Annotated in this window: 17 protein-coding genes, 1 pseudogene and 1 other annotated feature; of the genes and pseudogenes, 8 read left to right on the plus strand and 10 right to left on the minus strand. The window is 33.1% G+C overall.

Going from position 1 to position 20,108, the window contains the following annotated elements; all coding sequences use genetic code 11:
- Positions 1 to 29 precede the first annotated feature (29 nt).
- From speE to RAH41_RS16905, 5 genes are all read right to left on the minus strand, one after another.
- Positions 30 to 2,360 (minus strand): polyamine aminopropyltransferase, encoded by a 2,331-nt coding sequence (speE, locus tag RAH41_RS16885; protein WP_331224117.1) that lies wholly within the window; start codon positions 2,358 to 2,360, stop codon positions 30 to 32.
- The gene (gene speD, locus RAH41_RS16890) at positions 2,357 to 3,193 is read right to left on the minus strand and encodes an adenosylmethionine decarboxylase (protein ID WP_331224118.1); all 837 of its coding nucleotides are present in this window, start codon (positions 3,191 to 3,193) and stop codon (positions 2,357 to 2,359) included. Before speD ends, speE begins: the two co-directional genes overlap by 4 nt.
- 211 nt (positions 3,194 to 3,404) lie before the next feature.
- The gene (locus tag RAH41_RS16895) at positions 3,405 to 4,556 is read right to left on the minus strand and encodes a glycosyltransferase family 1 protein (RefSeq protein WP_331224120.1); all 1,152 of its coding nucleotides are present in this window, start codon (positions 4,554 to 4,556) and stop codon (positions 3,405 to 3,407) included.
- A gap of 12 nt (positions 4,557 to 4,568) precedes the next feature.
- Positions 4,569 to 5,102 carry a phosphatase PAP2 family protein gene (locus tag RAH41_RS16900; protein WP_331224122.1) on the minus strand — a complete coding sequence of 178 codons (534 nt, stop codon included), beginning with the start codon at positions 5,100 to 5,102 and terminating at the stop codon, positions 4,569 to 4,571.
- Between the two features lie 421 nt (positions 5,103 to 5,523).
- Complete coding sequence (locus RAH41_RS16905) at positions 5,524 to 6,051, minus strand: gamma carbonic anhydrase family protein (protein ID WP_331224124.1); 528 nt, start codon at positions 6,049 to 6,051, stop codon at positions 5,524 to 5,526.
- A gap of 157 nt (positions 6,052 to 6,208) precedes the next feature.
- On the opposite strand from RAH41_RS16905, the gene RAH41_RS16910 reads away from it, so the two are divergent.
- Positions 6,209 to 7,303, plus strand: coding sequence for a tetraprenyl-beta-curcumene synthase family protein (locus tag RAH41_RS16910; protein WP_331224126.1), 1,095 nt, complete (start codon positions 6,209 to 6,211; stop codon positions 7,301 to 7,303).
- A 71-nt stretch (positions 7,304 to 7,374) separates the two neighbouring features.
- Here RAH41_RS16910 and RAH41_RS16915 read toward each other — a convergent pair whose 3' ends face one another.
- The 4 genes from RAH41_RS16915 to RAH41_RS16930 form a co-directional block, all read right to left on the minus strand.
- Complete coding sequence (locus tag RAH41_RS16915) at positions 7,375 to 8,538, minus strand: cation:proton antiporter (RefSeq protein ID WP_331224127.1); 1,164 nt, start codon at positions 8,536 to 8,538, stop codon at positions 7,375 to 7,377.
- 839 nt (positions 8,539 to 9,377) lie between these two features.
- Positions 9,378 to 9,860 carry a hypothetical protein gene (locus RAH41_RS16920; RefSeq protein ID WP_331224128.1) on the minus strand — a complete coding sequence of 161 codons (483 nt, stop codon included), beginning with the start codon at positions 9,858 to 9,860 and terminating at the stop codon, positions 9,378 to 9,380.
- 187 nt (positions 9,861 to 10,047) lie between these two features.
- A complete protein-coding gene (locus RAH41_RS16925; protein ID WP_331224130.1) occupies positions 10,048 to 10,623 on the minus strand; it encodes a class I SAM-dependent methyltransferase in 576 nt (191 codons plus the stop codon).
- Positions 10,620 to 11,582 (minus strand): TIGR01212 family radical SAM protein, encoded by a 963-nt coding sequence (locus RAH41_RS16930; RefSeq protein ID WP_331224132.1) that lies wholly within the window; start codon positions 11,580 to 11,582, stop codon positions 10,620 to 10,622. The genes RAH41_RS16925 and RAH41_RS16930 overlap by 4 nt, the downstream gene beginning before the upstream one ends.
- 193 nt (positions 11,583 to 11,775) lie before the next feature.
- On the opposite strand from RAH41_RS16930, the gene RAH41_RS16935 reads away from it, so the two are divergent.
- The 7 genes and pseudogenes from RAH41_RS16935 to RAH41_RS16960 all read left to right on the plus strand — a co-directional run bounded on the left by RAH41_RS16935 (position 11,776) and on the right by RAH41_RS16960 (position 18,512).
- Complete coding sequence (locus tag RAH41_RS16935; protein ID WP_331224249.1) at positions 11,776 to 12,039, plus strand: DUF2524 family protein; 264 nt, start codon at positions 11,776 to 11,778, stop codon at positions 12,037 to 12,039.
- Between the two features lie 62 nt (positions 12,040 to 12,101).
- Positions 12,102 to 12,251: a glycogen biosynthesis protein GlgD gene (locus RAH41_RS16940; protein ID WP_129691216.1), complete on the plus strand. Its 150-nt coding sequence runs from the start codon at positions 12,102 to 12,104 to the stop codon at positions 12,249 to 12,251.
- 233 nt (positions 12,252 to 12,484) lie between these two features.
- Entirely contained in the window at positions 12,485 to 13,684 is a 1,200-nt protein-coding gene (locus RAH41_RS16945) for an MFS transporter (RefSeq protein WP_331224133.1), read from the plus strand.
- Positions 13,685 to 13,750: 66 nt separating this feature from the next.
- Positions 13,751 to 13,967 (plus strand) — a binding site (T-box leader).
- 79 nt (positions 13,968 to 14,046) lie between these two features.
- The gene (gene leuS / locus RAH41_RS16950) at positions 14,047 to 16,464 is read left to right on the plus strand and encodes a leucine--tRNA ligase (protein WP_331224134.1); all 2,418 of its coding nucleotides are present in this window, start codon (positions 14,047 to 14,049) and stop codon (positions 16,462 to 16,464) included.
- A gap of 783 nt (positions 16,465 to 17,247) precedes the next feature.
- A pseudogene (locus RAH41_RS22680) lies at positions 17,248 to 17,568 on the plus strand (transposase); the annotation flags it as partial.
- A 229-nt stretch (positions 17,569 to 17,797) separates the two neighbouring features.
- Positions 17,798 to 18,097 (plus strand): rhodanese-like domain-containing protein, encoded by a 300-nt coding sequence (locus RAH41_RS16955; protein WP_331224136.1) that lies wholly within the window; start codon positions 17,798 to 17,800, stop codon positions 18,095 to 18,097.
- 199 nt (positions 18,098 to 18,296) lie between these two features.
- Positions 18,297 to 18,512 (plus strand): DUF2553 family protein, encoded by a 216-nt coding sequence (locus tag RAH41_RS16960; protein ID WP_069034724.1) that lies wholly within the window; start codon positions 18,297 to 18,299, stop codon positions 18,510 to 18,512.
- Positions 18,513 to 18,746: 234 nt separating this feature from the next.
- On the opposite strand, the gene RAH41_RS16965 is transcribed toward RAH41_RS16960, so the two are convergent.
- Positions 18,747 to 20,018, minus strand: a complete 1,272-nt coding sequence (locus tag RAH41_RS16965) for an NAD(P)/FAD-dependent oxidoreductase (RefSeq protein WP_331224252.1) — start codon at positions 20,016 to 20,018, stop codon at positions 18,747 to 18,749.
- Positions 20,019 to 20,108 lie beyond the last annotated feature (90 nt).

Here is a 20,108-nt window from a genome sequence, read left to right on the forward strand (position 1 = left end):
AAAAACCAGCAGTTTGCTGGTTTCTTTACTTACTCTTCATTATCCAATTGTTTTTTTACATAAGTAGGAAGCATAAAGCATCCAATATGTAAATCTGTATTATAATATTTTGTTTCGATCCCTAGTTTATTCCATTCATCAGCTTTCACGTCTTTAATTGGGTCGTATTTTTTTGAAGCAAACCCGAATAACCAATGACCAGATGGATAAGTTGGCATATGGAATTGATAAACTTTTGAAATCGGAAATGTTTCTTTAATTTTGGAATGTGCACGTTTCATTTCATGCGCGTAACTTGCGTAATATGGACTTTCATGCTGGTTAATTAGTATACCTTCTTCGCTTAGTACACGTTTGCAATTGTTATAGAAAGCAACTGTAAAAAGTCCTTCACCAGGTCCAATCGGATCAGTTGAATCTACCAAAATTAAATCGTAATAACCTTCATCAGCTTCTTGTACGAACTTTAGACCATCTTCAAAATATAAGGTTAATCGATTATCTTGATCCAATTTTGAAGCTGTTAAAGGTAAGTATTGTTGGCATAGTCTTACTACTCTCTCATCAATTTCTACCATATCAACAACTTCTACACCTGGGTATCGTAGTACTTCACGGGCAGTTCCACCATCGCCCCCACCGATAATTAGTACTTTTTTAATGTTTGGATTAACGGCCATTGATACGTGCGTAATCATATCATGGTAGATAAATTCATCCTTTTCAGTCACCATCATATAACCATCTAGAGTAAAGAATGTTCCAAATGTTTCACTTCTAAAGAAATCGATTTGTTGAAACTCACTTTTTTCAGAGTGAATATGTTCTTGAACCTTTATGGAGAACTTCGTATCTTCTTGATGATTCTCTGTATACCATAAATCCATTAAATTTTCCTCCAAGCTTCGATCGACGACCTTTATTATGTAAGGATCATCATCATCGTTGATTGTGATCGTTCCTTCTGATTTTAAATATAGATAATGCTGAATCAATTCGGTTGAAATTAGTTCACCAGGTATACAAAGAGGGATACCAGGAGGGTAAATCATGATTGATTCACCACTAATTAATCCACTAGCATCATGTATTGAAATAATACGTTTTGGATGATAGTAAGCTTCTCTAGGAGTCATGACCATTTTAGGATTTTTTAATGCAACACTTATATCTGTTTCAAGTTTTGGAAGTTTACCGTAATATCGATCACTAATATCTCTTAATGCATTAATTAAGGTTCGAATGGTGTCTTCATTATCACCTAGCGAGATAATTGCTAAAATGACGTTAGGTTCGGCAAGTTCGATTTGAATTTTATATTCTTCTGCAAGCATGTCATATACTTTAAAACCAGACATTCCTAAATCTGAAACTTTTACAACGAGTTTTAACTCATCGTAATCGAATACGCCAACTCCATTTCGATATGATTCTTGCGTAATACATTTTAATCCATTTATGGCGTTAATTTCTTCTTTAGCTTTTCTTGTTAATTTGAGCAATTTATCAAAACGCTCTTGACCTTCTAAAACTAATTTCTTTCTTGCAACATCAATTGAACACATAAGTAAATAGGAAGCAGATGTTGTTTGAAATAAATTAATGGTAGATCGTACTCTATTTTTAGTAATGATTCCCTCATTATGTAGTAGAACTGAAGCTTGTGTTAAAGCACCACCAGTTTTATGCAAACTAAGGGTAACAAGGTCAGCACCAAGTAGGGCAGCATTAGTTGGTAAATCAGGGTGGAACGAAAAATGAGCACCATGAGCTTGGTCTACTAAAACAGGAATCCCCCTGGAATGACCAATTTCGATAATTTGTTTTAAGTCTGAAGTTGCTCCAAAATAGGTCGGATTTATAATCAGAATGGCTTTTACATCCGAATTTAAATCTAAGGCATGAAGTACAGATTTTACTGATACACCATTAACAATGCCATACTCATAATCGATTTCAGGTTCGATAAATACTGGTTTAGCACCTGCTAATATTAGTGCATTTATTGCGGATTTGTGTACATTCCTTGGTAGGAGAATTTTATCTCCATGTTCAAGGGCGCTCATAATCATATATTGAACTCCAGAAGTCGAACCATTTACTAACATATAAGCGTTATCAGAATGAAAGGCATCTGCTAATAAAGTTTCGGCTTCCTGGATCACACCTGTTGGATGCGATAAGTTATCAACACGCTTTGAAGAATTGACATCCATTTTAAGAGCCATATCACTCCAAAGCTCTCTTAATTCCTCGAGTGAATTCCCTCTTTTATGCCCGGGAACATCAAAGCTTGTAATCTCTTCCTTAGCATAACGGACTAATTCAGTTAAAAGCGGTGTTTTACTGTGATCCATCATCCATCAATATCCTCCACCTCAGGACCATTCCATAAATTTTTACCGTAAAAGATTTCATCCATCTCATACTTTACTTTTTCTTCTATTTGTGAAATTTCATCCGCGTCTAATTTATCTTTTGTGTAGCCAAAAAGATAATTATCTAAATTAAATTGTTTCAATTTGCATTTCGTATGGAAAATATTTTCTTGGAACACATTCACATCAATCATTTGATACATGTCCTTTATTTTTTGAGGAATGTAATTTTGGATTGAGTTTATATCATGATCAATAAATAATTTATAACCACTAACATCACGAGTAAATCCTCGAACACGATAATCTATTGTCATAATATCGGCATCAAATTGGTGAATTAAATAGTTTAGGGCTTTTAATGGAGAAATTTCCCCACAAGTAGATACATCAATATCTGCTCTAAACGTACTAATTCCATCATCAGGATGATATTCTGGGTAAGTATGAACCGTAATATGACTTTTATCTAAAGCTGCTACTACTAGCTCAGGTAATGGGCCGGGTGATTCGGAAAAAGTTTCAGATGAAGGATTATCTACCGGACCTTCTGAAACGAGAATCGTAACACTTGCTCCTTGAGGATCATAATCTTGTTTTGCAATATTTAGAATGTGTGCTCCGATTATATGTGTAACTTCAGTTAAAATTTTTGTTAAACGGTCAGCGTTATATTGTTCATCGATGTACTGAATATATGCTTCACGTTCTTCTTTCGTTTTTGTAAAGCAAATATCATACATATTAAAACTTAAAGATTTCGTTAAGTTATTAAAACCATAAAGTTGAAAATTATTTGACGATGAAATATTCATCTATTGTCCTCCTAATTTTACAAAGTAAAAAAGTACGTACGAAAAAGTAAAAGCGACTGTAAAATAGTCGCTAGTGTAACTACTCAATCTATATTGTTTGTTTTTGAATTATTCATTATTCACATAAGTTGATGATTGAGGAGTTACTAATCGATAAAGTCATTTATTTCTCTATTTAAAATATTCGGAAAATATATAGTGTGAAAATATCTTAAGCTTTTTTAGATAGTAGGATTGGTGGTTGAGGCTTAAAGATTAGTTCAAATTCCATTACTAATTTATTAAAGATACTATTCCAATCCTGTGTTAATGCATAATCTCTTGCTTTTTTTGACATATGCTTTAACATCTCGCTTCCATGTAAGCAATCTTCAATTGCTTGGCAAAATGAAGAAGTATTCTGTGGCTCACAAAGGATACCAGTTGAATAATCTCTAATTATATTTTTAACTCCGCCTGCATTTGCACCAATTACTGGTGTACCACACGCCATTGCTTCAAGTACTACATTTCCAAATGTTTCAGTATCAGAAGGAAAGACCAATAAATCAGACATACCATAAATCTCAACTAAGTCCTTTTTTTGAAGGTACCCTGTATAAATAATTTGATCAGTACCAGTTTTCTTAATCATTTCTTCTTTTTTTGGACCATCTCCAACAATTAACCAAGTTAAATTTTTATTAAAACGTTGTTTAGTATAGTTTATTATTTTCGATAAAGTTTCTAAATCTTTTTCAGGTGCAATTCTTCCGACAAAACAAACCGTATATTTAGAAGTAATATTATATTTTTGTTTTATTTCATTATGATTCAAAGTTGGAAGAAAGATCGAACAGTCAACGCCGTGGGTCCAAATAGAGAGATTGTTAAAACCTTTTGTCTCTAAATGATGGAATGTATCCTTCGAAGGAACAAATATTTTTTGAGTAGGTTTATGAAACCAATCTAAATACTTCCATAAAATATTTTCTAAGAATGTTAAGTTATAGTACTGAAGATAATGATCAAAATTTGTGTGGTATGAAGCAACCAAAGGAATTTTCATTTTTTTAGCAATATGGAGACCACTTAATCCAATCGTAAATGGTGTTGCGATATGAATAATATCGGGATTAAATTCTTTAAGCGTCTTTTTCATTTTAGAAAGGTTTGGAAATGAAATTTTACATTCAGGATAAATTTTAAATGGTACAGATTTTAATCTTGTTACATCTTGTGTCGAGGATAAACCGTAGTCCTCAGGCGCAAACACATGGTATGAATGCCCATGATCTTTTAAGTAATTTGTAAATCGATTCAAAGTTTTGGCAACACCATTGACTTGAGGAATATAGGTGTCTGTAAAAATAGCTACTCTCATAACTTCTCCTCCTTACAAATGATAGATAAAAAATTGTGAAATAAATGTAGTAAATATACCAAGTAAAATTCCGAAAAAAACATCTGATGGATAATGTAAGCCAAGATATACTCGAGAGAAAGAGACACACAAAACTAAAGGAAGTAAAATAAATGCTGTAAATGGTAAATAAATCATAATAGGAAGTGCAACAGAAATAATTGCTGTTGTATGACCAGAAGGGAAAGAATGATCTTTTAAAGGGTTTTTTAGAACAAAAGTACCTTCTAGTTTAAGATAAGGTCTTTTACGTGGATAAAAACGCTTAAGAAAATGAACAGGAATATGGCTTAGAGAAAGAGTACAACAACATAAGATGGATGCTTCATGTAATTCACCTTTGGAATAAAGTAATAAAATTAATGCTGATGCAATTGAAAAAGTAGCTCCACCTAGATGTGTAATATTACGAAAGAAAAAATTCAAGTAACGCTTCTGGAACAATGAATTAACGCGATAAAACAGTTGACATTCATATGTGTGAATCTTTTGAAGAATAGCGCTCATTTTTCATCCTCCATTATATTGATATTTGTAACTTCATTATAAAAAGGGTTTATGGATTTAAATAGAAGCTTTTGTAAATGAATAATTTAGATATGTAAATTTTTATTAAAAGAGTGAACGAGGATGACTAAGGTATGTAATTATTTTGAAGTAAAAATAACAATTCTAAAAGTACAAATAAAATATTGAATGTGCAAAAAAAAATAGCTGAAACTACAAATAAACTTAGCAAATCTGCAATTAAGAAGGTCAGAACTGCAAATAAGACTAAATAAACTGAGTCGAAGCAGCAGTAATTACATGAAATTATTATTAAATTCGAGCCGACCGAAATGATCAGTAAAAACTAAAAAAGAGAAGGCTTTAATTCATTCCTTCTCTTTTCTTATTAATACAGCACAAGATGTAAAAAAACCTCAATTTATTTTGACTGATTTTCTTCTTCTACTTTTTTATAGAATTGTCCTTTTTCAATATATTCTCTTCGAATTCGATCCATATCAACGATGTCTTCCTCTGTTAATTCACGTACTACTTTAGCTGGTCTACCAAACGCTAATGTGTTAGGAGGGATTATTTTTCCACCTGGAACTAAGCTACCAGCACCAATCATTGCACCTTCACCGATCTCAGCGCCGTCTAAAACGATTGAACCCATACCAACTAATGCATTCTTTTTTACTGTACAACTATGTAAAATAACACTATGTCCAATTGTTACGCCATCTTCTAAAATTAGAGGGCATTTAGGACTTTGGTGGAGAACAGATAAATCTTGAACATTTACATCATTTCCAATGATTGTTTCATTAACGTCGCCACGAATTACTGCACCAAAAAATACACTACTATTTGCTCCAATTGTGACAGAACCGGTAACAGTTGCTGTTGAAGCGATAAAAGCTGATGGTTCGATTTTGGGTTGCTTCCCTTTGTATGGTAATATCATACTATACCGTTGCCAAGCATAAAAATAGATGATGATTGTTTAGTAGAAATTGTCTAAACAAAAGGCAACGTAGTTCACCTCCATAATATTTACTTCAATATGAGTATAACTTATTTCACCAATATATAATTAATGAAAAATAGGGAGGAGTGAAAAAATGTCACTACCTAAAAATCCGATCCAATTAATGCCAAAAGTTTATAAAGCTGTTTTTCCTTTAGTGCATCAGGAATTGAACTATTGGAGAAATTTTGCAACGACTATCCCAGATCCAGAACTTAGAAAACAAGCATTAATGAGTATCGATACAAAAACATTCCATTGTGAAGGTGGTGCAATTTTAGCATTACTTTCTGAAAAGAATTTAAAACCAGTAATTGAATTTATCGTTGCATATCAAACAATTAGTGATTACTTAGATAATTTATGCGATCGTAGTACTTCACTAGATCCAGTTGATTTTGAAGCACTACATGAGTCAATGATTGATGCAGTAAAATGTCAAAAATCGGATCAAATGTATTATCGCTTCCGAGAAGAACAAGATGATGGTGGATATTTACGTGCACTAGTTGCAAAGTGTCATAATAGTTTAAATCAATCAAAGCATTATGAGGGAATTAAAGAGTACTTAGTTCAACTTGCAGATTATTATTGTAAGTTACAAATACATAAGCATGTAAAAAAAGAAGAGCGAGTGCCTAGATTAACAAATTGGTTTGAAAAATATCAACCAGATCTTTCTGACCTAGAATGGTATGAATTTTCTGCGTGTGCAGGTTCAACTCTTGGGATTTTTTGTTTAGTTTCTTATTCATTTAACGAAGTGATTTCTGAAAAATTATTTGAACAAGTTTATAAGAGTTATTTCCCATATGTACAAGGACTTCATATACTACTAGATTATGTAATTGATCAACAAGAAGACGAAGAAGGCGGGGATTTAAATTTCTGCAGTTATTACCCGTCTAAAGATGTCATGTTAAATCGGATTGAGTATTTTTCAACTAAAAGTGATCAAGCCTTAAAAGATTTAAAAGACTATCGTTTTCACCGAATGATATGCCAAGGATTGCTAGGCATTTACTTGGCTGATAAAAAAATGGCGGGACCGGACGAAATGAAAAGAATTAGAAGAGGGATAGTTAAGAACGGTGGCTTAACATCATTCTTTTTCTATGGCAATGCTAAGTTATATTTTAAATTAAAAGAGTTAAAGGCGAGTAATAGAAGAGTGAAGGAATCAGTTTAAAAGCAAATGCAAGTAGAGTGTTTCCAAGTAAAAAAGGACCGTTAATTTTTAACGATCCTTTTTTGTGTTTATTAATTTAGAGCTTCACTTTTTTTGATGAAAGTTTCATTCTTTTCTGTGAAAAATAACTTCATAAGTGGTGGAGTTACAATAGTCGTGATTAGTACTACTATTACAAGGATTGCAAACATTTCCTTACTTAAAAGATTATTTGCTAAACCTGTCGATGCCATAATCAGAGCAACTTCCCCGCGTGATACCATAGCTGAACCAATGCCGAGTGAATTTTTAGTTGGAAATCCCGCCAGTTTTGCTCCTAATGCTCCACCGATTAGTTTCGTTAGAATAGCAATAATACTTATCATAATAATCGTCGGAATTGAATGACTTAAACCGGTAAATTGAACTGATACACCTATTAAAGTGAAAAACACAGGTACAAATACAGAGTAAGCAATTGTTTCGACTTTTTCAAAAACCTCTTGTTTAAACTTAGTAACGGATATCGATATTCCCGCGATATAAGCGCCAATTATTGCGGCAATACCTGTTTGGTCTGCAAAGGCGGAGAATAAGAAGCAAACTATTAAAGCAGCAGAGATTAATGTTTCTGAAACGTTTAGTTTTATAAACTTTTTTAGGAACCAAGGTACAATCTTCCAACCAATTAAAATGGCAAAAGTAAAAAATATAAACTTTTTAAATAAAAGAATTGGTAAACTAACGGCGCTACCACTAAAACTCATAACAAATGCTAATGCTATGATGACAACAATATCATCAATTACGGCAGCCCCTAAAATTGTTGCTCCATCTTTTGTTTTAAGTTTACCCATTTCTTTTAATGTAGCCACCGAAATACTAACACTAGTTGCAGAAAGAATCAGCCCTAAAAAAATAGCTTCAAATTGGCTTAAGTTTATAAAGATTCCATAAAGGTAACCTGAGAATAATGGGAATAGTATTCCGAGTACCCCTACATAAGAAGAAGCTTTCCCAGTTCGTTTAAATTCATTTAGATCAGTTTCTAAACCTGCAATAAACATAAGTAAAATGACGCCAATTTCGCTCATTTCATGTAGTGTTTCTGTTTCAGTAATAATTCCAAGAACAGCTGGCCCAAGTATGATTCCTATTAATAGCTTTCCTAAAACTGCAGGTTGACCAAGCTTTGTACTTAAATCACCAAAAACTTTAGAAGCAATCAATATAATCGCAAGTTGTACATAAAGCATAAATTCATCTCCCGTCTGAACGCAAAAAAGAACCTGCCACTATAAGGTAAGTATAATAGTACATACTTATCCCTATAGTGACAGGCTCCTCCGAACAATGCATTAAATTTAATTTAAGTATAAACTAAAATTGGGTTAGAAAACAAGCTTAAGTATTAGGATGGTAAAAGATAAATAGAAACTTAGTTTAATAGAATTAAGAAAATAAGCGAAATAAAATAAGCAAAATGAAGGAGTATAAACGAAATGGAACTTTTTATTTTTCGAAAAAACAACATATATTTAAGTACATAAGAGTGTACATAAATTAAAATCATACTCCCAAAAAAGCCATAAAAATACCCATAAATTACCCAAAGGGTCATCTGATTGACTTGTGAAGATTCTGTATGAAATCCTCGATACAATGCAACAAGGTAAAAAACTGACCAGTAATTGATGAACGCAATTAGTCCAATTAATAATAATATCCAATTCGAATTCCGTAAAATGAACTGAAAAACATTACGAAGTATTTTATTCAAATTGTTTAGGTTTGTAGTCAACTCTTCACGCCCCTAGAGTTGTTTATCTCAATCAACTACATTGGTTTGTATGAACAAATCAATTAAATTGGTTATATCTTTACATATTATTCAATTGATTCTATGAATACGCCGTAATTAGATATTATTAATAATTTTTTGAAATTTTTAAATCGATAAAGTAACTAAATAGATAATTTTTATGTTTTATCAAAAGGGGATATGTTCTTAATAAAAACTTGATCGGTAAATTTCATTAACACGTAATTTAAACAAAAAAAGAGGCCCAATAAATTAAAGGGCGCTCTGCTAAATTTAATTTTTAGATGTTTCAATTTGAGTAAAGATATCTCTATGAACTCTTTTCATTTCTTCAAAAAATTGCTCACGTTTAATATTATTATTATCTAATATTTCTTTAAATGAATTTGTTTTACCTTTTTGAGCGATGATATTTTCCAAAGGTTTGTTTGAAAGTTTTGATACAACTGCGATAAATATTAATTTCTTCATTTCCATTTTATGTTGCGTAACAGCTTTGTTTATATTAGCTTCAGGTTGGTTTAAGTAATTCGAAATATACTTAACTACTTCTTTTTTGTGGTTTTCTAACATTTTATTTGCTTTTTTGTTGTTATGGTGATGATGTCTATGATGCTCACCATCATCTGTTGTTGCATCATGATCATGATGTGGATGGACATAATAATTTGCTGACGCAATGTTTTCAGCATTTACTGTAATCGTACTAAGCGTAAAAAGACTAACTACTGCCCCTGCAAAAATAACTTTTTTCATTTTGAAAACCTTCTTTCTTTATTTTGATTTTTTTATCTTTACCAATTTTCCAAGAAAAATTTACCATTTGTTAATTTTTAATGAAATTTTAAGATATTTATAATCGTTAAGAAGTGGTAAAAAATAGAATTTTCGAGAAATTGAGGGCAAAATAAAAAACTGTCTTAAATTAGACAGTTTTTTTTTATTAAGCCCTTTTTTCAATAGCTAATATAAAAGGAGGATTATTTGCTTGGTTAATAAATCGATAAGTTAATACATGAGCCAAGTCTTGAGGGATGTTTTGAGCAAAGTTCATTAATGCATCTTTTTCAATTTCTCCGCCTTCATGACCATGGTAAATGACAACTACGATTATTCCTTCTGGAGCCATCATTTCGAGTATTTGTTCTATTGATGAAATGGTTGACTCGGGTACTGTTACAACTGATTTATCACTACCAGGTAAATAACCAAGATTAAAAATTGCACCTTTTAATTTTTTTTGTAATGAAGCTGGGAATACTTTTTTTACTTCTGCATGGCTTCTATGCAAAAGTGTAACTTGCTTGCTTAAATTTTCATTATTTAATCTCTCAGTCGTCTTTTGTATAGCTAGTTCTTGGATATCAAATCCGTATACATGCCCAGTTTCACCAACCAATTTTGCTAAAAATACAGTATCATGACCATTACCTATTGTGGCATCAATGGTAATATCACCTTCTTTAACAGTTGATTGGAGAAGCTTTCTAGCGTACGGTAAAATACGATCTAGAATCATGTTAATTGTACTCGATTAGTTGCGAATTTACCTTGCCAGCTATTTCTACGTTCAAACTCACGATCGATTGCATTCAGTACTTCCCATTTTTTTAAGCTCCACATTGGTCCGATTAATAAGTCAGGTGGACCGTCTCCAGTAATACGATGTACGATTACATCACTTGGAATGATTTCAAGCTGATCGACGACTAAGTTAATATAAGCATCAAAATCCATGAATTCAACTAGTCCTTTTTCATATTGCTTCATCATTGCAGTTCCTTTTAATAGGTGAAGTAAATGAATTTTAATACCTTGGATATCAAGTTTAGCTACTTCCATCGCAGTTTCCATCATCATTTCTGGAGTTTCAAGAGGTAACCCATTAATAATATGCGAGCAAATACGGATGTTGTGCTTTCTTAATTTTTCTACGCCTTCTACGTAAGTTTTATAATCATGTGCACGATTAATAATATTTGCAGTTTTTTCGTGAACTGTTTGTAATCCTAATTCAACCCATAAATAAGTTCGTTTATTTAAATCTGCAAGATACTCAACTACATCATCTGGTAGACAATCGGGTCTTGTTGCGATTGATAAACCTACTACACCTTCTTGCTCTAAAATTGGTTCGAACTTTTGTTTTAATACTTCTACAGGTGCATGAGTATTTGTGTATGCTTGGAAATAGCCTAAGTATTTTCCGTTTTGCCATTTCTCATGCATTTTATCTTTTATCTTATGAAATTGAGTTACAACATCTTCAGCTCGATCTCCTGCAAAGTCTCCCGAACCAGATGCGCTACAAAAAGTACAACCTCCAAATGCAACTGTACCATCTCGATTTGGACAATCAAATCCAGCGTCGATTGAAACTTTAAAAACTTTTTCGCCAAATTGTTGTCTTAAGTGATAATTCCACGAATGATATCTTTTATGATCTATTGTATATGGAAAAGGATTGTTTTTTGTCATTCCTCATCCCTCCCTTAATTTAAGTCAATATTATCGATTTTATCATGCAATAAAAAGAAAACCAAATGGAAAAACCTTTCTTATTTGTAAAGAAATAATTGTACTCTGATTGAAAGGTTCGGAAATACTATCCTTGAGGTAACCTACATATCGGATACTTCATTAAAGTCTCAAAGGAGGTATTTTCTTGGGAATAACTGATCGCAATTTCGGACAAGAACAAGTACAACAAGCGAAACAAGCCTATGATTATGCAGTGCAACAATTAGAGATTGGCATGCGACAAGAGCATTTTAACGGAATCGAATATTCCGAAGCACAGGCAGGGCTTGAGCAAGCAATTATGCAATTAGAAAAAGTTGAAAACCTTGCAAATTTAGAAAATAGAGATGAATTTAATCGTTTACGTAGACAATTAACACAGCTACAACATCAAATGATCATTACTCCGCACTAAAAGGAGAGTAGAATATGCAAGAATACGTTCAAGAATATGTGATCCTTGGGAGGAAATCAAAAATGGTTAAAAAGAAATCAAAAAGTAACAATCCTGAACAAACAACAAAGAATAAAACGAAAACAGAATTCTCAGGCGAACTTTCAGCAGTGGATCAAGTTAAAATAAATAACTCTAAAAAAGGTCAACCACAGAGATCAAAGCAAGGGTAAGGTAGAAAAGGGAATAGGGAGTTAAAGAAAGGGAAGGCATGCCTTCCTTTTTCTGTTCATTTGGTAATTTTAGGGGTTAAATTGAACTTTTCTAGTATCTTCTAGGTTTTTTGGCCTTCTTATCTATCTCCACTTAATGCGTGCCTCTTGAAACTAGGAAGATTCTCCTCTACAATTAATAAGTTAACGAGATAAAAATAGATAAAAAGGGACAGCTTTGAGGGGAGTACGGGATGCCAAAAAAACTATGGTTTTTGTTAATCGGTATGATTTTAAATGTAACAGGTAATTCTTTTTTATGGCCATTCAATACAGTATACATCCATATATATTTAGGAAAGTCCTTGTCTGTTGCGGGGCTTATTTTAATGTTTAATTCATTGGCCGGAGTATTTGGTAATATGCTAGGTGGCTGGCTTTTTGATAAATTTGGGGGATATAGGTCAATCCTTACTGGTATTAGTATTACGTTTTTGTCGATAGTAGGTTTAGTTATTAATCATTCTTGGACGTATTACAGTTGTTTCTTCGTAATATTAGGATTTGGTGTTGGTATTGTATTTCCAGCAATGTATGCAATGGTTGGAGCAGCATGGCCAGAGGGAGGTCGTAAAGCTTTTAATGCAATTTATGTAGCTCAAAATTTAGGTGTGGCGATTGGTACGGCTCTAGGTGGAGTTGTTGCGGCCGCTAATATTAATTATATTTTCTCCGCTAATTTGCTATTATATATTATTTTCTTCTTAGTAGCTTTATTTGGATTTAGAGATATTGGTGAACCAAAACAATTAAATGAAACTCATGTAGAAAAAGCAGAAAAACAAAAATTTTCATTTACTCCTTCAATGAAGGCTCTGATGATTGTTTGTGTTGCGTATGTTTTATGTTGGTTAGTTTATGTTCAATGGCAAACTACGATTGCTTCAGAAATGCAAAATCTTCACATTGGATTAAAAAAATATAGTCTTTTATGGACTGTAAATGGTGCGCTTATCGTCTTAGCACAACCAATCGTATCTACTGCGATACGAAAATTTGAGTTAAGTATGAGAAAGCAAATGTTGTATGGTATTGGTTTCTTTATTGCTTCGACTATTCTTGTGAGTACTGCAGATCATTTCTCAATGTTTATGACAGGAATGATCATTTTAACGATAGGAGAAATGTTTGTCTGGCCTGCAGTACCGACTATTGCAAATATGCTTGCTCCAAAAGATCGTATAGGAATGTATCAGGGGATTGTAAATAGTGCAGCGACGGTTGGAAGAATGCTTGGACCTGTAATTGGAGGAGCACTTGTTGATACTTTTAATATGAGGGTATTATTTATCATATTAGTTGTTTTCTTATTAATAAGCATGGTCTTCTCTGTGCTCTATGAAAGATTAGCCAAAAAAGTAGTAAAAGCTGAAAATCAAACTTTTGCTTCTTAAAAAATAGGCTATGTATAATTGACCTTTTTCTTTGGTTATAATAAAATGGTATAAATTAAATCTAAATGATCGGCTATGATTGGGAATAGTAGTGAATATGAAGAGGTTTAGAGAGTTGACGGGTGGTGAAAGTCAATCCATTCTATTCATGAACTCGCCCATAAGCCACATTTGTGAACGGTTTTAACCAAGTAATAAATGTCGTGTTCCACGTTACGGAAACAAGTGAATGTATTTTTACATTAATTTGGGTGGTACCGCGGGAAATCCTCTCGTCCCTTTTGGGATGGGAGGATTTTTTTATTTGTAGACCGCGAAGACCACAGCCGAGCCATTTATACATGAAAAAAGGAGGCAATAATATGAGTTTTAATCATGGTACTATTGAACAGAAATGGCAAAAGTATTGGTTAGAAAATAAAACGTTTAAAACAACTGACGATACAAGCAAGCCGAAATTTTATGCACTTGATATGTTCCCTTATCCATCTGGAGCGGGATTACATGTAGGTCATCCAGAAGGGTACACAGCTACTGATATCCTTTCAAGAATGAAAAGAATGCAAGGCTATAATGTACTTCATCCAATGGGTTGGGATGCATTTGGTCTACCTGCAGAACAATATGCATTAGATACAGGGAATGATCCAGCTGAGTTTACTGAAAAGAATATTAATACTTTCCGTAATCAAATTCAGGCACTAGGATTCTCATATGATTGGGATCGTGAAATTAATACAACTGATCCTAATTATTACAAATGGACTCAATGGATTTTCCTAAGAATGGTTGAAAAAGGATTAGCTTATGTAGATGAAATCCCAGTTAACTGGTGCCCAGCTCTTGGTACAGTTTTAGCTAATGAAGAAGTAATCAATGGGAAAAGTGAGCGCGGTGGACATCCGGTAGAGCGTCGTCCAATGAAGCAATGGATCTTAAAAATCACAGCTTATGCTGATAGATTATTAGAAGATCTAGAAGAATTAGATTGGCCTGAAAGCTTAAAAGAAATGCAACGTAACTGGATTGGCCGTTCAGAAGGTGCTGAAGTTTACTTTAATGTTGATGGATTCGATGAAAAAGTAACAGTATTTACAACACGTCCTGATACATTATTCGGTGCAACTTATGTTGTATTAGCTCCAGAACATGATTTAGTTAAAAAAATTACAACAGCTGGTCAAAAAGACGCTGTCGAAGCATACATCGATTCAGTTAAATCGAAAAGTGATCTAGAGAGAACGGATTTAGCGAAGGATAAAACAGGTGTTTTCACAGGAGCATATGCAATTAATCCTGTAAATAACGAAAAGCTTCCAATTTGGATTGCTGATTATGTACTTGCAAGCTATGGAACTGGTGCAGTTATGGCAGTACCAGGACATGATGAGCGCGATCACGAATTTGCAGTTAAATTTAAATTACCAATCGTTGAAGTTGTTGAAGGTGGAGACGTTCAAAAAGAAGCTTATGCTGGAGATGGCAAACATGTTAACTCTGATTTCTTAAACGGTTTAAATAAAGTAGAAGCACTTGAAAAAATCATCGAATGGTTAGATTCTTCAAAAGCAGGTGAGAAAAAAGTTACGTATCGTCTACGCGATTGGTTATTCTCTCGTCAAAGATATTGGGGTGAGCCAATTCCAGTCATTTTCTGGGAAGATGGTACTATGACAGTTGTTCCTGATGAAGAATTACCGTTAATTCTTCCGAAAACAGAAGATATTCGCCCAAGTGGTACTGGAGAGTCACCATTAGCAAATATTTCTGAATGGGTTAATGTGGTTGATCCAGTAACAGGTAAAAAAGGAAGACGTGAAACAAATACAATGCCGCAATGGGGCGGAAGCTGCTGGTATTACTTACGTTATATTGATCCAAATAATAACGAAGCAATCGCCGATTCTGAATTACTAAAGCATTGGTTACCAGTTGATGTATACATTGGAGGAGCGGAGCATGCAGTTCTTCACTTACTATACGCTCGTTTCTGGCATAAATTCCTTTATGATTTAGGTGTAGTTCCTACAAAAGAGCCATTCCAAAAACTTTTCAACCAAGGAATGATCTTAGGTGAAAATAATGAAAAAATGTCTAAGTCTAAAGGAAACGTTGTAAACCCTGATGATATCGTTGCTAGCCACGGTGCTGATACATTACGTTTATATGAAATGTTCATGGGGCCATTAGATGCATCAATCGCTTGGTCAGAAAATGGATTAGATGGTTCCCGTCGCTTCTTAGATCGAGTATGGCGTTTATTTGTTACTGATAGTGAAGAGCTTTCAGATAAAATTGTAGAAGGCGTTACTTCTAGCAGTCTTGAAAAAACATATCACCAAACAGTAAAAAAAGTAACAGAGGACTTTGAAGGTTTACGCTTTAATACTGCAATTTCACAAATGATGGTGTTTATTAACGAAGCATATAAAGTAGACCAATTACCAAAAGAAATGGTAGAAGGTTTTGTAAAATTAATAGCACCAGTTGCTCCTCACATTGGTGAAGAACTTTGGAGTAAGCTAGGTCATAGTGATTCAATTGCATATGCTACATGGCCAGCATACGATGAAGCTAAGCTTGTAGAAGACGAAATTGAAATCGTAGTACAAATTAATGGTAAAGTAAAAGCGAAATTACTTGTTGCAAAAGATGCTTCTCGTGAGCAAATGGAGCAAATTGCATTATCAGACGATGCAGTTAAGGAACAAGTTGAAGGTAAAACTGTTCGAAAAATCATTGCTGTACCAGGTAAATTAGTAAATATCGTTGCTAACTAAATAGTTTTTAGAAGGGGCAGTCTCATAAATCAGAAAAACTGACACATGAGCGCCCCTTTTTTTTATTGGAATATTTTGGTGTATATAAATCTAAGGTTTAACGATTTAAGAGAATATAGTGGGGATTTCGAAAAGTTACTAATTGGTTTTTATTGTGATCACGAACCATTTGGAATAGCACCTGCAAATTACAAAAAAGGCGAGTATTACATAAAGGTTAAGACGGGTATAGATTAATTAGCAGATGAACTAGACAAATCTATTAATTTAATTAAAAGTAATTGATTGCGTCGTTTTAATATACTGTTTATAATCTATAAAGATTAAAAAAATAGAAATATTTGGAATTACTAAACACGAAAGATGTGAAAAATTTGTAGTATTGCCATACTGTATATAATTGCAGTGGTTTTATTAAAAGTATTTGTAGATTTAACACAATTACAAAATACAATCTTATATCTATTATTTTGTATCTTTGTAGCATTTAACTTTATAACAAGAACAAAAAAAAGAAAAAGGGTTCGTTACAGGAGATGAAATCGTAACGGATTCAACTCATATAAAAGCTAGTGCGATCGCGGGTACGATACAACTCCTATTCATCATGGCTTAAAGGAATTAAAAATTACAGGCTATATTAGCCCAATTAAAAATGAAACAGCTTTTAACACGATGTCCTATCATGAATTTAATATAACAACGAAACAGACACATATATTTGTCCTAATCAGAAGGAACTTCCATTTACTCATTTAAAGAAAAGTAAAGGACAATACGCCAAAATCTATTCCGCAAAAAGTTAAGGAGTGCAAAATTTGTCCATTTCGAGAAAGGTGCTTTGGAAAAATTGGAAGCAAAAGAACTATTTCACGTCCAATTGCACATGAATTAAGTGAAGCAAATCTAGAAAGAGCAAAGACAGATGAATATAAACGGATTCAAAGACAAAGACGTGTGTGGTGTGAAGGAACATTTGGGACGATGAAAACAAAGCATAATCTATATAAAACTTATAAGAGAGGCATTCAAAAAATTCTTGAACAATGCCTCTTTTCGGCGTTGGCTTTGAACTTTAAAAGAAGGGTTAAAGTAATAAATTAGATTGAAGTACAGGTGATAAGAATAAGTTAAAATGACGAATTAGCCAAAAAAGACAAAATGGGAATGGAGTAAATCTCCATTCCCATTTTGTCAACAGCCCCATATTGCTGGCGCTTTTAGTGTTTTTAGGAGGTAAGCTACGCATAATAACATATTTAACCAGTGAAACGTACTTTTTGCATAGTAAATAATTAGTTGATAATATGTTGCTATAAAGAAAGGATGAGCAATGATGAATACGATTTCTGCAAATGAAGTTAAAGAGCGTTTAGAATCAGGAGAAACGCTATTTTTAGTAGATGTACGAGAGGATTATGAGGTTGAGTATGGGAAAATTCCAGAAGCAGTTCATATTCCAATGGGGCAAATTCCTAGCAAATTAGATGTTTTTAATAAAGAATTTGAATACATTTTTATTTGTAAGGCAGGCGTTCGTAGTGAGAATGTTTGTGAGTACTTAAATGAGCTAGGCTATAAGGCGACCAACATGGAAGGTGGAATGATGGCCTGGGAAGGCGAAATCAAATAAAAAAATTTATCTTTATCGCTATTTTGTCCACCTACTGAAATCCAACGTTTTTGTTGGATTTTTTTACTTATTTGGTTTAATTTAGGCTAATGTTTTTTGGTATAAGGAATATTAAGACGTGAGTTGTGACATATATTAAAGTAGAACCTCATATATTTTTTCATTGAGGTCTTTGCTTGTTAGAAAGGAGGGGGTTGATTTGCCTAAAACATTAAAAATTGATATTACCGATAAAATAATTGGTAAATTTAAAGATGGGCATATGGAGTTGTATTCTTCAAAGTATTTAATTGGAAAGTTTTACTTTAAAGATTTAAAACAATCTTTCCAATTGGCAGATGGATATGTTGAAGAGGATGGACGATTTTATTTATTAGTGAACTTGCAACACGAACAATCGAACGCTCGCCTTTGACCTTAATTTAGGGACGGTGGATTTGTGCCAAAGAAAAATATAATAATTGAAAAGCATAAGTTAAAACTAGAAAATCAGTTTGATTGTTTTTTGAATAGAACTATGGCTATAACCTTGAGAAATAACAGTCTAACTTTTATTAAATTTCTTATGAATCAATCCTTATGCTTTTCTATATTTAAAAATTATAGGACCTAGCGAAAAAATGTATTCGTTCGGTCCTTTGTTTATTTCTTAAAAAATCGTTTGAGAATATTCCGCAGCCGAAGCTCCTGCTAATCTACCAGTTACTAAAGCTGCAGTTATGTTATAGCCACCAGTGTAACCGTGAATATCTAATATTTCTCCGCAAAAATAAAGACCATTCATGATTTTAGATGACATTTCTTTTGGATGAACTTCCTTTGTTGAGACGCCACCGCCTGTCACGAATGCTTTTTCAATTGAAAGAGTTCCGTTTACTACAAATGAAAAGCCCTTAAATAATTGGACAAGCTCTCTTAATTTCATCGTAGCAATTTCATTACAAGGAGTTGCCTCATCAATTCCACATTTTGAAAGTAGAAATAGTAAATATCTTTCAGGTACATAACCTTTAAGAACGTTCTTAATCGCCTTTTTAGGTTCTTCTTTTAGAATACTGTTTACGTCTTGAAATAGTGATTCCTCGTTTTGCTCTGGGAAACAATCAATCGCCATCGATACATTTTTTGTTTTAAACTTCTGTTGTACTTTATATACAAATTGGCTACAACGTAATGCGGCAGGACCGGAAATTCCAAAATGAGTAAAAAGCATGTCCATTTTATGGGCTATTACTTTTTTGCCTTTTGGATTTAATACACTTAATTCGATGTCTCTTAAAGCAAGGCCCTGTAATGATTTATTTTGAATAAAATCTTCACTTGAAGTAATAGGTACTTCTGTCGGAAAGAGTTCTGTTATTGTATGACCAGCTTTTTTTGCCCAAGCATATCCGTCACCTGTCGAACCTGTGTGTGGAACAGATTTACCCCCTACTGCAAGGACAACACTTTTTGAGTGAATGATTGTTTGATCATCCAATATTATTCCTACTACTTTACCATCTTCATAGAGTACGTCTTTAACAGTTCTATTGGTCTGAATATCTACATGATGTTTTTTTAGTTTTTGCATTAATGCATTTAATACTGATTTTGAGTCATTTGATACAGGAAACATTCTCCCGTGATCCTCTTCTTTTAATGCGACTCCCATGTTTTCAAAAAACTGTATGATATCCTCGTTATTATATAGAGAGAATGCGCTATATAAAAATCGACCATTTCCAGGTATATGTTTAATCACTTCCTCTATAGGTAATCGGTTTGTTACGTTACAACGACCACCACCTGATATAAGGAGTTTTTGTCCTAATTTTGTTCCTTTTTCTAGTAAAAGTACTTTAGCTTTGTTTTCTGCAGCACTAATTGCGGCCATCAGACCAGAAGTTCCGCCACCGATTACAATTACGTCATAAACCATTATTTCACTACTTTCGTTACAATTTTCTTTAAGTAAGTTTACCATTATTTCAAATAAGCTCCAACTTCTTATCATTTTTTAATTTTTTCT

Origin of the sequence: Gottfriedia acidiceleris, from assembly GCF_036421055.1 — a bacterium.
In the GTDB taxonomy this organism is placed as follows: Bacteria; Bacillota; Bacilli; order Bacillales; family Bacillaceae_G; genus Gottfriedia; species Gottfriedia acidiceleris_C.

Coding starts and splice junctions, on each gene's coding strand:
- speE (WP_331224117.1), bottom strand. CDS start 2,360: ATGATGGATCACAGTAAAACACCGCTTTTAACTGAATTAGTCCGTTAT.
- speD (WP_331224118.1), bottom strand. CDS start 3,193: ATGAATATTTCATCGTCAAATAATTTTCAACTTTATGGTTTTAATAAC.
- RAH41_RS16895 (WP_331224120.1), bottom strand. CDS start 4,556: ATGAGAGTAGCTATTTTTACAGACACCTATATTCCTCAAGTCAATGGT.
- RAH41_RS16900 (WP_331224122.1), bottom strand. CDS start 5,102: ATGAGCGCTATTCTTCAAAAGATTCACACATATGAATGTCAACTGTTT.
- RAH41_RS16905 (WP_331224124.1), bottom strand. CDS start 6,051: ATGATATTACCATACAAAGGGAAGCAACCCAAAATCGAACCATCAGCT.
- RAH41_RS16910 (WP_331224126.1), top strand. CDS start 6,209: ATGTCACTACCTAAAAATCCGATCCAATTAATGCCAAAAGTTTATAAA.
- RAH41_RS16915 (WP_331224127.1), bottom strand. CDS start 8,538: ATGCTTTATGTACAACTTGCGATTATATTGATTGCTTCTAAAGTTTTT.
- RAH41_RS16920 (WP_331224128.1), bottom strand. CDS start 9,860: ATGAAAAAAGTTATTTTTGCAGGGGCAGTAGTTAGTCTTTTTACGCTT.
- RAH41_RS16925 (WP_331224130.1), bottom strand. CDS start 10,623: ATGATTCTAGATCGTATTTTACCGTACGCTAGAAAGCTTCTCCAATCA.
- RAH41_RS16930 (WP_331224132.1), bottom strand. CDS start 11,582: ATGACAAAAAACAATCCTTTTCCATATACAATAGATCATAAAAGATAT.
- RAH41_RS16940 (WP_129691216.1), top strand. CDS start 12,102: ATGGTTAAAAAGAAATCAAAAAGTAACAATCCTGAACAAACAACAAAG.
- RAH41_RS16945 (WP_331224133.1), top strand. CDS start 12,485: ATGCCAAAAAAACTATGGTTTTTGTTAATCGGTATGATTTTAAATGTA.
- leuS (WP_331224134.1), top strand. CDS start 14,047: ATGAGTTTTAATCATGGTACTATTGAACAGAAATGGCAAAAGTATTGG.
- RAH41_RS16955 (WP_331224136.1), top strand. CDS start 17,798: ATGATGAATACGATTTCTGCAAATGAAGTTAAAGAGCGTTTAGAATCA.
- RAH41_RS16965 (WP_331224252.1), bottom strand. CDS start 20,018: ATGGTTTATGACGTAATTGTAATCGGTGGCGGAACTTCTGGTCTGATG.